Raw genomic sequence first — 12985 nt, 5'->3', positions numbered from 1 at the left:
CCCGGGTGTTCGGCCGCACGGCGGCGCAAAGACCCCCGGTCCGTACAATTCGCCCCCCATGAGCCTGTCGCGCGAGTTCGTCCTCACCCTGTCTTGCCGCGATGCCAAGGGCATCGTCTTTGCCGTCTCCGGCCTGCTCTATCAGGCGGGCTGCAACATCCTCGATTCGCAGCAGTACGCCGATCTGCCCGGCGAGGCGGGCGTGCATGCCACCGGCCTCTTCTTCATGCGGGTGCACTTCGAGGCACCACCGCACCTGGCCAGCACCGAGACGCTCAACACCCTGCTCACCAGCGTTCGCCTGCAGTTCGAGATGAACGTGCAGCTCCACAGCCGCGCACGCCGCTCGCGCGTGCTGCTGATGGTGAGCCAGCACGGCCACTGCCTCAACGACCTGCTCTACCGCTGCCATTCGGGCCAGTTGCAGATCGACATCCCGGCGATCGTCTCCAACCACCCGAGCTTTGCCGATCTGGCTGCGCGCTACGAGATCCCTTTCCATCACCTGCCGTTGCCCACGGGCAGCAGCGCCGAGGTCAAGCGCACGCAGGAGAAGCAGGTCGAGGCGCTGGTCAGCGAGCATCAGGTCGACCTGGTGGTGCTCGCGCGCTACATGCAGATCCTCAGCCCCGAGTTCTGCGCCTTCCTGAAGGGCCGCGCCATCAACATCCACCACAGCTTCCTGCCGAGCTTCAAGGGTGCCAAGCCGTACTTCCAGGCACACGACCGCGGCGTGAAACTGATTGGCGCCACTGCCCACTACGTGACGCCCGAGCTGGACGAAGGCCCCATCATCGAGCAGGACGTGGCCCGCGTGGACCATTCGCTCAGCGCCGAAGACATCACCGCCGTCGGCCGCGATGTCGAGAGCATGGTGCTGGCCCGCGCGGTACGCTGGCACGTGGAGCACCGCGTGCTGCTCAACGGCCAGAAGACCGTGACCTTTCTCTGAGCGCACCGCACCATGGCCCGCCCCAAACCCCCCGCCGCCGCCCTGATGTCAACGTCCGACGACACCGAGGCGCAGTTCTACGAAGCCTTGCAACGCGGCGACATCGAAAAGCTGATGGCGGTCTGGGCCGACGAAGACGACATCTGCTGCGTGCACCCGAACGGCCCGCGCATGATCGGTGCGGCGGCCATCCGCAGCGCGTTCGAGGCCATGTTCGCCAGCAACGCCATCGACGCCCATCCGGACAAGGTGCGCCGCATCGTCACCCACGACAGCGCGGTGCATTGCGTCGTCGAACGCATCCAGGTGATGACCGAGGAAGGCCCGCAGGTGGCCTACGTGCTGGCGACGAACGTGTACGTGAAGACCTCGCTCGGCTGGCGCCTCGTCGCCCACCACGCAAGCCCCGGTTCGGCACAAGAATTGCCAGAGGTCGGAGAAACCCCTTCCGTCCTGCATTGATGGATTGACGCTCCCGCGAGCAGCGCGTTCACTGCTCGCGACGAGGAAGCGTCAGCCTCTCCAGACAGCCGAACGAGCCTGACATGCACAACTACCGCGCCCCCCGCTGGCTCGCAAGCCAAGGCCTGGTGGCGGGCAACCTGCAAACCATCTGGCCTGCACTCTTTGCGCGCAGCCACCAGGGCCCACGGCCCACCTACCGCCGCGAGCGCTGGACCACACCCGACCAGGACTTCATCGACGTCGATTTCGCGGCGGCACCCGCCGACGACTCGGTCGCGAGACCGTTGCTGGTGCTGTTCCACGGCCTCGAAGGCTCCTCGGGCAGCCACTACGCGCTGGCGTTCGCCAACTGGTGCCGCGAGAACGGCTGGCGGTATGCCGTGCCGCACTTCCGGGGCTGCTCGGGTGAGATGAACCTCGCACCGCGCGCCTACCACTCGGGCGACTATGAAGAAATCGGCTGGGTGCTCCAGCGCATGCGGGCGCAGCACCACGGCCCCATCGTGGCGGTCGGCGTGTCGCTCGGCGGCAATGCGCTGCTGCGCTGGGCCGAGGAAGCCGGCGACGACGCCTCGCAGACCGTGGGCGCCGTGTGCTCGGTGTGCTCGCCGATCGATCTCGCGGCCGGCGGGCGCTGCATCGGCCAGGGCTTCAACCGCGTGGTCTACACCCGCATGTTCCTGCGCACCATGGTGCCCAAGGCGCTGCAGAAGCTCGCCCAGCACCCGGGCCTGTTCGACGGGCGCAAACTCAAGGCCGCGCGCGATCTCTATGAGTTCGACAACGTCTTCACCGCACCGCTGCACGGCTTTCGCAACACCGATGACTACTGGACGCGCGGTTCGGCCAAACCGCACCTGCACCGCATCCGCATCCCTGCGCTGGTGCTCAACGCACGCAATGACCCCTTTGTCCCTGCGAGCAGCCTGCCCGGCCAGCACGAGGTCGGGAACTTCGTGACACTCTGGCAACCCGAACATGGCGGGCACGTCGGTTTTGCCCGCGGGCGCTGGCCCGGCCACGTGCTGACTTTGCCCGAGCAGGTGATGGCGTGGATGGCACCCTACGCGGGCACCACACAAAAGGAGGCAAGCCATGGATGAGATCGTGAAGGCCGCATTGAAGAAGTGGCCCAACGTGCCGGCCTGCTACGGCTGGCTCGCACTCGACGCCCGCGGCGACTGGTACATGCGCGACGACCGCATCCAGGCGGCCGGGCCGTTCCCGCAGGTCAAGGGCAGCCGCATCAACCACGAGAAGCTGCGCGAGTTCATCGACCGCAACTACGAGCGCGACGAGCACGGCTGCTGGTTCTTCCAGAACGGCCCGCAGCGCGTCTATGTCGAGCTCGAGGCCGCGCCCTGGATCTGGCGCCTCGATGCGCGCACCGGCCAGGCGCCGAGCCTGCGCTCGCACACCGATCGCGAGGCTCGCTTCGAGTCTGCCTGGGTCGACGAAGCCGGGCGGCTCTACATCGCCACCGACATCGGCCTGGGCATCGTGCACACGCTCGACATGGAGACCGCCGCCGACGCCATCGAGAACGGCCACTGGTCGGTGGCCGAATCGAAGAGCACCGAACTGCCGCAGCGCTTCGGCCATTGCCTGAGCCCGCAGGCCCAGGTCCAGGCACATCACATGCCGTAGAACACGTAGTCGGCGCTGTAGCCCACCTGCTGGCGCCGCCCCTTGGCCGTCGCATCGCAACCGCCCGTCGGTGCCACGCCCCCCATCGTGTTGAGGCGCTGGATGTACGCCACGCCCTGCATCGCGCCGGCGCCCATCGCAGGGTCGGCCTTCACCAGCTGAAGCGGGATGTTGCCTGTGCCGCCAGGCGACACCGCCACCTGCTTGCCCGTGACCTTGGAGCCGTCCTTGGCCTCCCAGGTGGGGCCAGCGTAGTACTTGCCTACCGTCGTCTGGTCGGCGCCATAGAGCGTTGCCACGGGCCCGACGACTGCCCACTCGAACGAGCCAGCCATGTCCTTCTTCTCGCGGCATTCGTAGGTGAGTTCGCCGCGGCCGACGGTCCACATCGTCTGTCGCGCGCCCGCGGGCGCACGCACCGCCTCGGGCACTTGGCTGTTGTCGACCATGGTCGGGGCGGGGCTGGTGGCACAAGCAGTCGCCAGCACAGCCAGCGGCGCGAGCAAGAGGGGGTTTTTCATGGCATCTCCTGTGGGAACGAGGGGTGGGCAGCGGCGAAGCCATTGCCAACCCCTTGTACGCAGGCATGCGTCAATCGGATCCCGGCAAGAAAAAGCCGACCCGCAGGTCGGCTCGGTGATCGAAGGGGGCGTGCGATCAGTTCGCTGCCGACGCCGCCGAAGCGGCGGCCGCAGGCGCCGAGGGTTCGGCGAAGCTCGCACCGCCCTTGTTGGCCATGTAGACCACGGCGCGGCCGATCTCGAAATCGCTGAAATCGCCGCCGCCCTGCGGGCCCATCGCGCCCTTGCCCTTGAGGGCGTGCGTCAGCAGAGTTTCGTAGCCTTGTCCGAGGCGCGGCGCCCAGGCCGCCGCATCGCCGAGCTTGGGAGCGCCCGCCACGCCGGCGGCATGGCATGCGGCGCATTGGCCGGTGAACACCTGTTCGCCTGTCTTCATCGACGCGAGGTCGTTCACATCCTTCACCTCGACCATGGCCACGGGGCGGATGCGCTCCACGGTGGCTTCGGGCGACATCGCATTGCTGCCCGGCGCGGCCTTGTTGTCCGAGGCCACGTACGAGACCAGCAAGACGATCACGGCGATCGGAACGATGAAGGCAAAGACAACGGCCCAGACGAGCTGCTTGACGGTTTTGACCGGCCCTTCGTGGGCTTCTTCGTGTGCGGAATCGTTGTGATGAGAGTCGCTCATGTCATCCTCAAAGGCTGGACGGTGTGTCTGGCGCAAAACCTCGGGATTATAGACGGCGCCCCAGGCCCGACCGCGCACGCACGGGCCCACTGGTAGAATCGCGGCCCTGTGCGTCTGTAGCTCAATGGATAGAGTACTGCCCTCCGAAGGCAGGGGTTGCTGGTTCGATCCCAGCCAGACGCGCCAGAGAACCCGAGCGCTTGGCAGTTGTGCCAAGCGCTTTTTTCATGGCCGGCCGGCTCACGCGCGGGCCATGCTGCGGGCTCAGGCTGGAGACGGTTTGTTTCAACACTCGTCATACAGGTGAGCGCTCGCGCCCGTAAGCTCGGGCGCCGCTCCTCACTCACCTGCCCAATGATCTCCTTGCGCGTCTGCGCCGTCGCTTTGCTGTTCGCCCTGCCACTGAGTGGCCGTGCAGCCGAGTGGTGGTACGCGATGGGGGTGCACGACTTCCAAGTCCCGGACGTCGACTCGCACACCTATGGGCTGAATGCGGGCTTCCGGGTCGACCATCACACCGACGCCGGCCATCACTTGTATGGCTCTTTCGTGCTCTACCTCGACCACGACAAGGATCACCTGGACACCGACCACATCCCGGTGTGGTGGGAAGCGAGCGCCGGAATCCGCGGCGACTTGTGGCGATCGGGCCCGCTGCACGCCGGTTGGGCGCTGGATCTCACCGACCGCATGAACACCGTCAGCGGCGTCGAGCGCCAGCTCACGGCATTGCCCGTGCTCTTAGCCGGCTACGCGGGTGGCACGTTCCAGGCCTCGGTCGAAGCCGGTGCGGGGTGGTTCTTCCTGGAGATCGACGACGAGATCCCGCGCGAACAGGGATACGACCGCGGCGAACTCGTGAACAACACCTTCGCGCTGTCGGCCGCCGCCAATGCGAAATGGCGCCTTGGTGAATCGTGGTCGATCTCGGCCCGGGCGCAGCGCTGGTGGGACACGCACCAGACGCTGGAGAGCCAGTATTCCGCCGCGCTGACCACGCGATTCGGATCCTGGGCAAGCGGGCCGTCGGGCCATCCGGTCGACCTGACGCTCAGTGCCGATTACTACAAGTACAACCTGGCCGTCTACAACGGGGCGAGCACCATGCCCATCCTGCGCTGGAACGACGACCTGCTCATCAAGCTCACGCTGGCCACGCGTTGGTGACACAACGCGTGACAGTGCGACGCGATCGCAGGTCGACACAGGGCTGAGCGATTCACTCCTGCTGCGCGGGCTCAGGCATGCGCGCCTCGGCCAGCAATCGCTCCCGCTCGCCGGCCGACAAGGGCATGCGGTTGGGCCATTGATCGGCCCATGCCGGGTCGATGTCGTCGAGGTTGCGCACCATCGTCACCAGGGTCTGCCAGCGCAGGGCGGGGTCGTTGATCCGCAGCGCCAGGGCGAGGGCCTCGTCAGGATGCTGGCGCAACAGTTCGTCGCCGCTCGCATGCATGGCGACCGCCGCGTCGAGTTCGGGTTGCGCGGGCTGGCCCCGCAGCCATTCGCGTGCGGCAGCGCCATCGAGCGCCAACCAGCGCGACACGGACTCGGGCAACAACGCATCGCGCTGTGGCCCCGTCGTGCTGCTCGCGAACACGGTCGCCGAACGCGCGTCCTGGTTGATCCAGCGATCGCTGATGAGGCTCAGCAGCGGCGCGGCCGTGCTGTTCTGTAGCGCCCACGCGGCCGCGCGAGCGCCGTCGTCATCGGCCCAGCGCGCCACGGCGGCCTGCTGCAGGCGTTGGCGCGCATCGTCGAGCAACGGCGCCGCGCCCAGCGCCTGCAGCAGCAGGCCGAGATCCCGGCGCTGCGCGAAGGGCTCGACCAGCGCGGCATAGACCGACTCGGCGCGCTCGGGCATCGCCGAGGCCAGCGCATTGGCATGGCGCAGCGCCACGCCGCGGTCGGCGGGCGGCACCGAGACGATGAGCGCCACGCCCACCACGCCGGCATGCGGGCCCAAGGCCGGCAGGCCCGCCCACAGCGAGGCCTGCCCCAACCAGGGCTGGAGCCGGGCGACGCTGTCGCGCAGGAGGATCTGCGCCGCGGGTAGCGCCTCGATCTGCTCGGTCGGCACGGCAGCGAGCGACTGCCAGCGCGGCGCGAGTGCCGCCAGCGCGGCATTCAGTTGCGCATCGCCCGACGAGACGAGCGGGGTCACCGATGCCGCGGCCTGCGGTGGCCGCGACATCGCCACCGCCGGGGCGGCCATTTCTTGCACTGCCACGCCGTTCCCACTGCCTTCATCCGTGGCCAGATGCAGCACGGCGCAGGCCATGCCGAGCACCGGCAACCACCAGACGAGCCGAGCGCTCAGCGTCATGGGCAGGCGGGCTGTGCCGGAGCGTCAGCGGAACAGGCAGGCCCGCGCGATGCGGCTCGCGTTGGTGTCCTTGCCTGGCTCGCGGCCCTTGCCGGTGCCCACGTAGGTGTCGCACTTGGGCTTGCTGCCGGAGTAGACGATATCGCTGATGGTCGCCACGTCGTACTGGCCGCTGATGCCGGAGTAGGAGTCGTAGGTGCTGTTCACACCAGCGACGCCCGCGTTGACCGTGCCGAGTCGCACGCCCTTGATCGTGACCTTGCGCGCGTACTGCGGGGCGCAGTTGCCACACGATCGATAGAGCTTGCCGATGTTGTCGGCGTAGAAGTCCTGGATCACGAGCGTGCCGTTGCCGTTGTGCTGGAAGACCTTGTCCTTGGCCTTGAAGGCCGCGCCTCCGGTAATGGTGAGCTTGCCGGTCACACCGCTCTGCGGCTTGAGAGTGGCGGCGTCTTCGCCCACGTCGGCCCAGTACACGTTGGTGATGTTGCACACGCCGTAGCAGTGCACGCCATCGGCGCCGCCGGCGGCCAGCGCGGTGCCGCTGCCCTTGGAGCCGTCACCGATCACCACGTTCTTCACCGTGGCGCCGTTGTTCAGCTTGAAGATGGGGATCTGCGATTCGCTTTGGTCGCCCCTCATGTTGGAGGCCGTGCCGATGAGGCAGACCCAGCGGCCGTAACGGGCCACGCCGTCCCAGGTGGTCCCGGCCGGGACGTCGATGGTGCTGCTGATGTTGACCTTGGTGCAGCTCGGCACGGTGCGCACACCGGGCGCGGCGGCCACGAGGCCACTCAGTGCCAGCAGGGCCAGGCCACTCAGGCCCTTGAGGAAGATGCCCAGTCGTGCGCCGGGCTGTGTAGGCAAGTTCATGTTGTCTCTCTCCAGTGGATGTTGTCGTGCCGCCGAGGCTCGGCCGCCGGCCCTCGCGGGCACAAAGAGAGTAGGCACAAACTTCCATGCAAACGCCTGCAAGGTGCGTGCGTCTGCCGCAGCTCACTCAAGACGTTGGCGCTCCGGGCAGCGCGATCTTCGTTATATTGCACGGCCGTGCACATAATGGAATGCCCCGGGGTGCGTTCTGCGTGACAGATCGGATCGCCCGTGCCTCGGGCCGCACGCCACTCAGGCCGCGAGGTGCGCGCGCCGGAACTCGGTCGGCGTCTGGCCGGTGTCGGCCTTGAAGGCCCGATTGAACGGGCCCACCGACTGGAAGCCGGCGTCCATCGCGAGCGTGAGCACCGGCACCTCGGCCTGGGCCGCATCCGACAGCGCGGCTTTCACGTCCTCGATGCGGTATCGGTTGAGGAAGGCATTGAAGTTGCGATGCCCCAGCCGCTGGTTGATGGCGCGGCGCAGGCGGTACTCGGGCACGGCCAGACGCGTGGCCAGCGCGGCAATCGTCAGCCCCTCCTGGCGGTAAACGCGGTCGGATTGCATCACCGACTCCAGGCGGGCGATCAGCGCGGCTTCGGCCGCACCCTCGGCACGTTCATCGGCATTTTCATCCGCATTTTCACCGGCAGCTTCGAGCGCCTGCGGCCTGGGCTCAACGGCCTGGGCGGGCCGCGGGTCCGCCTGCGCGAACAAGCCATCCGGTGCGCGCAGCAGGCGCCAGCACACCAGCGCGGCGATCGTCAGCAGCGCGCAGACATTCGCCGGCCCGCGCCACAACTCGGCCCACGGCCCGGGCACCAAGCGCATGGACATGTTGACCGCGGTGAAGAAGGCCCCCGCCGCGACGATGAAGACCCGCAGCCGGCGACGGCGTTCGACCAGATCGACACGCCACGACGCGATCGACTGCGCCACGGCCAGCAGCGCGAAGGCCAAGGTCGCGATCGGGATCAGCAGGTCGAGCGCCGGGCGCGCATCCACCCAGCGGTAGGCGAGCGCCAGCCCGGCCATCGCGAGCCACGGCAGCGCGTGCACCGGGCGCAGGCGGAAGTCGTCGTCGAACACCGTGCGCGCGAACAGCCAGAACACCACCGCATTGCCGGTCGACAGCACCGCCAGAGGCACGCGCGCGGCCGCTGGCCACGCCATGAAGCCCGCGCTGGACTGCAGCGCATACGCCGCCACGCCAACTGCCAACGCCGCCGCCAGACGGCCAACGCGCGATCGGCCCTGGTCCCGCCAGACGATGGCGGCCGCAAAGAGCGTCAGCGTCACCAGGCTGGTGCGCAGCGCGAGGTCGAGGGTGCTTGAGGTGTCCATACGGAAGCGCGATGTGGCACGCATCCTAGGGCCTGTCTAACGCGGGGGGAGAGCGGTAGGGTGCGACCAACGCATTCGCGCAGCCGCAGGGCTCTGCCCCGCGAGCGCCCCGGTGCGGATTTCAGCGTCTGTCAGTTGTTCGAGTCGGCCACGGTGTGCCATAACGTTGCTCTGCGCCCGAGCCGCGCCAACGAAGGGGCCGACGAGCCTACGATCGCCCCCATCCATCCCTCACCGTGATGCACCCCATGAAGACACGCCGCACCCTCACCGCACTGGCCGCCACATTCCTGGCCGCCACCGCCGTCGCCGCCCCCGTCACCTACAGTGCCGACCCGACCCACACGTTCCCGAGCTTCGAGGCCGACCACATGGGAATGTCGATGTGGCGGGGCAAGATCAACAAGAACGTGGGCACGATCGTGCTCGACAAGGCCGCGGGCAGCGGGACGGTCGGCATCGTCATGGACATGACGAGCATCGACTTCGGCCTCGACGTCATGAACAGCAAGGCGCGCGAAGCCGACATGTTCGACACCGCCAACTACCCCACCGCGCGCTACAACGGGCGCCTCGAAGGTTTCGCCAACGGCGCGCCGTCGCGCGTGGTGGGCGAACTCACGCTGCATGGCGTGACCAAGCCGGTCACGCTCACCATCCACAGCTTCAAGTGCATGCCGCACCCGCTGTTCAAGCGCGACTGGTGCGGCGCCGATGCCTCGGCCACATTCAACCGCGCCGACTTCGGCATCGACGCCGGCAAGGACTACGGCTTCAAGATGGACGTGAACCTGCGCATCCAGGTCGAAGCGGTGGCGGCCGAGTGATGGGCGTGGCACCCGCACCCGCACCCGCATCCACGCCGCACGCCGCACTCGACCACCGAAAGCGCTGGCTCGCACTGATGGTGCTCTGCCTGGGCGTGCTGATGATCGTGCTCGACTCGACCATCGTGAACGTGGCGCTGCCGTCGATCCGCGACGACCTGCACTTCAGCGAGACCGGCCTCGTGTGGGTGGTCAACGCCTACCTGCTCACCTTCGGCGGCTTCCTGCTGCTGGGCGGGCGGCTGGGCGATCTCTACGGGCACCGGCGCTTGTTCCTGCTCGGCATCGTGCTCTTCACGCTGGCCTCGCTCGCCTGCGGGCTGGCCCACTCGCAGGCCATGCTGATCGTGGCGCGCGCCGTGCAAGGGCTGGGTGGCGCGGTGGTGTCGGCGGTGTCGCTCTCGCTGATCATGAACCTCTTCACCGAGCCGGCCGAGCGCGCCAAGGCGATGGGCGTCTATGGCTTCGTGTGCGCCGGTGGCGGCAGCATCGGCGTGCTGCTGGGCGGCCTGCTCACGAGCAGCCTGAGCTGGCACTGGATCTTCCTCGTCAACCTGCCGATCGGTGTGGCGGTCTATGCGCTGTGCGTGGCACTCATCCCCGGCCACCGCGGTGCCGCGCACGGCGAGCGGCTCGACGTGGCCGGGGCTGTCACCGTTACCGCCTCGCTGATGCTCGCGGTGTACGCAGTGGTCGACGGCAACGAGGCGGGCTGGCTCTCGGCACAGACGCTCGGCCTGCTGGGCGCGGCCCTCGTGCTGCTGGCGGCGTTCATCGCGATCGAGGCGCGCGTTCGGCACCCGCTGATGCCGCTCGGCCTCTTCAAGCTGCGCAACGTGGCGGTGGCCAACGTGGTGGCCGTGCTGTGGGCGGCAGCGATGTTCGCCTGGTTCTTCATCTCGGCGCTGTACCTGCAGCTGGTGCTCGGCTACACGCCGATGCAGGTGGGCCTGGCCTTCCTGCCCGCCAACCTGATCATGGCGGCGTTCTCGGTGGGCTTGTCGGCACGGCTGGTGATGCGTTTCGGCGTGCGCCGCCCGCTCGGCGCGGGCCTGCTGCTGGCGTCGATCGGGCTGTTGTTGTTTTCGGGCGCACCGGTGGGGGGCAGCTTCGCAACCCATGTGCTGCCCGGCATGCTGCTGCTCGGCCTGGGCTCGGGCATCGCCTTCAACCCGCTGCTGCTGGCCGCGATGAGCGATGTTCCGCCCGATGAATCGGGCCTGGCCTCGGGCGTGGTGAACACGGCCTTCATGATGGGCGGGGCACTCGGCCTGGCGGTGCTGGCCAGCCTGGCCGCAGCGCGCACGAGCACGCAGATCGCCGCCGGCGCGACCATGCCTGCAGCACTCAACAGCGGCTACAGCCTGGCCTTCGTCGCGGGCACCGGCTTTGCGCTAATTGCCGCCGTGCTCGGCGCATCGCTGCTGCGCACAAGGACGCACGCGGCCGCGTCATCGGGTGACGGTGCCGTGCAGCCGGCGGCGCACGTCTGACGCGACGCGCGCGGCCGCATGTCGGCGCAAGATCAACGCACCATCAGCGCACGATCAGCACCGGTTTCTTGCAGCGCGCCATGACGCCGGTGACCACCGAGCCCAGCACGAGCTGGCCCAGGGCGCCGTGGCCGTGCGAGCCGAGCACCACCAGGTCGTAGTTGCCGCTTTCGGCCACCTTGGCAATGGATTCCGCCGCGAAGCCGACCTCGTGGCGGGTGGTGACCGCCCATCCCTTTTGTTGCGCGTACTGGCGCAAGGGCTTCAACACTTCCTCGGCCTGTTCGCTGTAATAGGACTCGAGGGCATCCTTCGCAATGAAGCGGGTGGCGTTCGGCGGCACCGGAGACACCACGGAGAGCGCCGTGAACTCGTGCTTCGCGCCGAGCAGTTCCGGGTTCGCGCCCAGGTAGGCCAGCATGCGGTTGGTGTACTCGCTGCCGTCGACCGCCAAGAGGATGTTCATCACAGGTCCTTTCCGTGTTCAGGAGTGGGTTAGACAACTCTATTGCCTAAAGTTCGAAACCGCAGCGGCTGTCACATGCACGACAAGCCAGGGCATGGAAGTCCTTGAGTGACATCGCCCCGGTGATCGCCCACCATGCAGCTGACCCGCCCTCACGAGACGCCCGTGACCGAGGCCCGCGCGAACAGCCCCCGCCTGCTGCAACCCCTCACCCTTCGCACGGTGACGCTGCGCAACCGCATCGTGATCGCACCGATGTGCACTTACTCGGCCACCGACGGCATGGCGAGCGACTTCCACCTCGTGCACCTGGGCCGCTACGCCCTCGGCGGCGCGGGCCTGGTCTTCGTGGAAGCCACCGCGGTGCAGCCCGAAGGCCGCATCACGCACGGCGACCTGGGCCTCTGGCACGACGGGCAGACCGAGCCGCTCGCGCGCATCGCACGCTTCATCAAGCAGCACGGGGCGACACCCGCCATCCAGCTCGCGCACGCCGGCCGCAAGGCGAGCATGCAGCGGCCCTGGCAAGGCAACGGGCCGATGGATGCGAGCGACACGCCACGCGGCGAAGCGCCCTGGGAGGTGATCGCGCCCACCGCAATGGCGGTCGAGCCCGGCTGGCTGCTGCCGCGCGAGATGACGCTCGCCGACATCGAACGCCTGAAGCAAGACTTCGGTCGCGCCGCCGAGCGCGCGCTGCAGGCCGGCTTCGAGGTGCTGGAGATGCACAACGCGCACGGCTACCTGCTGCACTCCTTCCTTTCGCCGATCACCAACCAGCGCACCGATGGCTATGGCGGCGATCGCGCCGGCCGCATGCGCCTGCCGCTCGAAGTGGCCACGCTGCTGCGCGCCGCCTGGCCGCAGCACCTCCCGCTTTTCGTGCGCATCTCGTCGGTGGATGCGGTGGAGCACGGCTGGTCGATCGAAGACAGCGTGGCCTACGCGCGCGAGTTGAAGAACATCGGCGTCGACGTGATCGACTGCTCCTCGGGCGGCATCACCACCTCGCCAACGGCCTCGGCCGTGCCGCGCGAATACGGCTTCCAGTTGCCCTACGCCAAGGCCGTGCGCGAAGGCGCCGGCATCGCGACCATGGCCGTCGGCCTGATCGTTGACCCGCACCAGGCCGAGCAGGCGCTGCAAGACGGCAGCGCCGACCTCGCCGCCATCGCACGCCAGGCTCTCGAAGACCCGAACTGGCCGGCCAAGGCGCTCACGGCCCTGCAAGCCGACGTGCCCGCCAACGAACGCTACACGCACTGGCTCGACCCCTACGGGTGGTGGCTGGCGCGCCGCGCCAAGCTGATCGACCGGCTGGGCGCCTGGCGCACCTCGGTCTGAACGCTCACGCTTGATCACACACACGCCCGACCCACC

At 68.2% G+C, this 12985-nt stretch carries 14 protein-coding genes and 1 tRNA gene; 9 read left to right on the top strand and 6 right to left on the bottom strand.

Features of this window, described 5'->3' with window-relative positions:
- The first annotated feature begins 58 nt into the window (after positions 1-58).
- The 4 genes from purU to AC1KAR_RS11025 all read left to right on the top strand — a co-directional run bounded on the left by purU (position 59) and on the right by AC1KAR_RS11025 (position 3064).
- The gene (purU, locus tag AC1KAR_RS11040; RefSeq protein WP_480317403.1) at positions 59-952 is read left to right on the top strand and encodes a formyltetrahydrofolate deformylase; all 894 of its coding nucleotides are present in this window, start codon (positions 59-61) and stop codon (positions 950-952) included.
- 12 nt (positions 953-964) lie between these two features.
- Positions 965-1414: a YybH family protein gene (locus tag AC1KAR_RS11035; protein ID WP_480317401.1), complete on the top strand. Its 450-nt coding sequence runs from the start codon at positions 965-967 to the stop codon at positions 1412-1414.
- Positions 1415-1497: 83 nt separating this feature from the next.
- Positions 1498-2520, top strand: a complete 1023-nt coding sequence (locus tag AC1KAR_RS11030; protein ID WP_480317399.1) for a YheT family hydrolase — start codon at positions 1498-1500, stop codon at positions 2518-2520.
- Positions 2513-3064 (top strand): DUF2946 family protein, encoded by a 552-nt coding sequence (locus tag AC1KAR_RS11025; RefSeq protein WP_480317397.1) that lies wholly within the window; start codon positions 2513-2515, stop codon positions 3062-3064. Before AC1KAR_RS11030 ends, AC1KAR_RS11025 begins: the two co-directional genes overlap by 8 nt.
- Here the strand turns inward: AC1KAR_RS11025 and AC1KAR_RS11020 are convergent.
- Positions 3052-3585, bottom strand: a complete 534-nt coding sequence (locus AC1KAR_RS11020) for a DUF3455 domain-containing protein (RefSeq protein WP_480317395.1) — start codon at positions 3583-3585, stop codon at positions 3052-3054. The two genes, AC1KAR_RS11025 and AC1KAR_RS11020, sit on opposite strands and share 13 nt — an antisense overlap.
- Positions 3586-3721: 136 nt before the next feature.
- The gene (locus AC1KAR_RS11015; RefSeq protein WP_480317393.1) at positions 3722-4276 is read right to left on the bottom strand and encodes a c-type cytochrome; all 555 of its coding nucleotides are present in this window, start codon (positions 4274-4276) and stop codon (positions 3722-3724) included.
- 110 nt (positions 4277-4386) lie between these two features.
- Here AC1KAR_RS11015 and AC1KAR_RS11010 point away from each other — a divergent pair.
- Together AC1KAR_RS11010 and AC1KAR_RS11005 are read left to right on the top strand one after the other, a co-directional pair.
- A tRNA-Arg gene (locus AC1KAR_RS11010) sits at positions 4387-4462 on the top strand.
- 168 nt (positions 4463-4630) lie between these two features.
- Positions 4631-5443, top strand: coding sequence for a hypothetical protein (locus AC1KAR_RS11005; RefSeq protein ID WP_480317391.1), 813 nt, complete (start codon positions 4631-4633; stop codon positions 5441-5443).
- Positions 5444-5495: 52 nt separating this feature from the next.
- Here the strand turns inward: AC1KAR_RS11005 and AC1KAR_RS11000 are convergent, their stop codons facing one another.
- From AC1KAR_RS11000 to AC1KAR_RS10990, 3 genes are all read right to left on the bottom strand, one after another.
- Positions 5496-6602: a hypothetical protein gene (locus AC1KAR_RS11000; RefSeq protein WP_480317389.1), complete on the bottom strand. Its 1107-nt coding sequence runs from the start codon at positions 6600-6602 to the stop codon at positions 5496-5498.
- A gap of 24 nt (positions 6603-6626) precedes the next feature.
- Positions 6627-7475: a pectate lyase gene (locus AC1KAR_RS10995; RefSeq protein WP_480317387.1), complete on the bottom strand. Its 849-nt coding sequence runs from the start codon at positions 7473-7475 to the stop codon at positions 6627-6629.
- Positions 7476-7727: 252 nt separating this feature from the next.
- On the bottom strand, positions 7728-8819 hold the full coding sequence (locus tag AC1KAR_RS10990; RefSeq protein ID WP_480317385.1) for an AraC family transcriptional regulator: 1092 nt from the start codon (positions 8817-8819) through the stop codon (positions 7728-7730).
- Positions 8820-9067: 248 nt separating this feature from the next.
- Between AC1KAR_RS10990 and AC1KAR_RS10985 the strand changes: the two genes are divergently transcribed.
- Both AC1KAR_RS10985 and AC1KAR_RS10980 read left to right on the top strand, forming a co-directional pair.
- Positions 9068-9646: a YceI family protein gene (locus AC1KAR_RS10985; protein WP_480317383.1), complete on the top strand. Its 579-nt coding sequence runs from the start codon at positions 9068-9070 to the stop codon at positions 9644-9646.
- On the top strand, positions 9646-11139 hold the full coding sequence (locus AC1KAR_RS10980) for a DHA2 family efflux MFS transporter permease subunit (protein WP_480317381.1): 1494 nt from the start codon (positions 9646-9648) through the stop codon (positions 11137-11139). Before AC1KAR_RS10985 ends, AC1KAR_RS10980 begins: the two co-directional genes overlap by 1 nt.
- Before the next feature lie 43 nt (positions 11140-11182).
- On the opposite strand, the gene AC1KAR_RS10975 is transcribed toward AC1KAR_RS10980, so the two are convergent.
- Complete coding sequence (locus AC1KAR_RS10975) at positions 11183-11605, bottom strand: universal stress protein (RefSeq protein WP_480317379.1); 423 nt, start codon at positions 11603-11605, stop codon at positions 11183-11185.
- A gap of 135 nt (positions 11606-11740) precedes the next feature.
- Here AC1KAR_RS10975 and AC1KAR_RS10970 point away from each other — a divergent pair, with 135 nt between their 5' ends.
- Positions 11741-12949, top strand: a complete 1209-nt coding sequence (locus AC1KAR_RS10970; RefSeq protein WP_480317377.1) for an NADH:flavin oxidoreductase/NADH oxidase — start codon at positions 11741-11743, stop codon at positions 12947-12949.
- The last annotated feature ends 36 nt before the right edge of the window (positions 12950-12985 follow it).

This window comes from Piscinibacter sp. PDB1-1 (genome assembly GCF_056675995.1).
The sequence above is the reverse complement of the archived record's forward strand: the minus strand, read 5'-3'. Positions and strand labels throughout refer to the sequence as shown.

Excerpts from the sequence above, each read along its gene's own strand:
- purU (WP_480317403.1), top strand. The coding sequence starts at position 59 with ATGAGCCTGTCGCGCGAGTTCGTCCTCACCCTGTCTTGCCGCGATGCC.
- AC1KAR_RS11035 (WP_480317401.1), top strand. The coding sequence starts at position 965 with ATGGCCCGCCCCAAACCCCCCGCCGCCGCCCTGATGTCAACGTCCGAC.
- AC1KAR_RS11030 (WP_480317399.1), top strand. The coding sequence starts at position 1,498 with ATGCACAACTACCGCGCCCCCCGCTGGCTCGCAAGCCAAGGCCTGGTG.
- AC1KAR_RS11025 (WP_480317397.1), top strand. The coding sequence starts at position 2,513 with ATGGATGAGATCGTGAAGGCCGCATTGAAGAAGTGGCCCAACGTGCCG.
- AC1KAR_RS11020 (WP_480317395.1), bottom strand. The coding sequence starts at position 3,585 with ATGAAAAACCCCCTCTTGCTCGCGCCGCTGGCTGTGCTGGCGACTGCT.
- AC1KAR_RS11015 (WP_480317393.1), bottom strand. The coding sequence starts at position 4,276 with ATGAGCGACTCTCATCACAACGATTCCGCACACGAAGAAGCCCACGAA.
- AC1KAR_RS11005 (WP_480317391.1), top strand. The coding sequence starts at position 4,631 with ATGATCTCCTTGCGCGTCTGCGCCGTCGCTTTGCTGTTCGCCCTGCCA.
- AC1KAR_RS11000 (WP_480317389.1), bottom strand. The coding sequence starts at position 6,602 with ATGACGCTGAGCGCTCGGCTCGTCTGGTGGTTGCCGGTGCTCGGCATG.
- AC1KAR_RS10995 (WP_480317387.1), bottom strand. The coding sequence starts at position 7,475 with ATGAACTTGCCTACACAGCCCGGCGCACGACTGGGCATCTTCCTCAAG.
- AC1KAR_RS10990 (WP_480317385.1), bottom strand. The coding sequence starts at position 8,819 with ATGGACACCTCAAGCACCCTCGACCTCGCGCTGCGCACCAGCCTGGTG.
- AC1KAR_RS10985 (WP_480317383.1), top strand. The coding sequence starts at position 9,068 with ATGAAGACACGCCGCACCCTCACCGCACTGGCCGCCACATTCCTGGCC.
- AC1KAR_RS10980 (WP_480317381.1), top strand. The coding sequence starts at position 9,646 with ATGGGCGTGGCACCCGCACCCGCACCCGCATCCACGCCGCACGCCGCA.
- AC1KAR_RS10975 (WP_480317379.1), bottom strand. The coding sequence starts at position 11,605 with ATGAACATCCTCTTGGCGGTCGACGGCAGCGAGTACACCAACCGCATG.
- AC1KAR_RS10970 (WP_480317377.1), top strand. The coding sequence starts at position 11,741 with ATGCAGCTGACCCGCCCTCACGAGACGCCCGTGACCGAGGCCCGCGCG.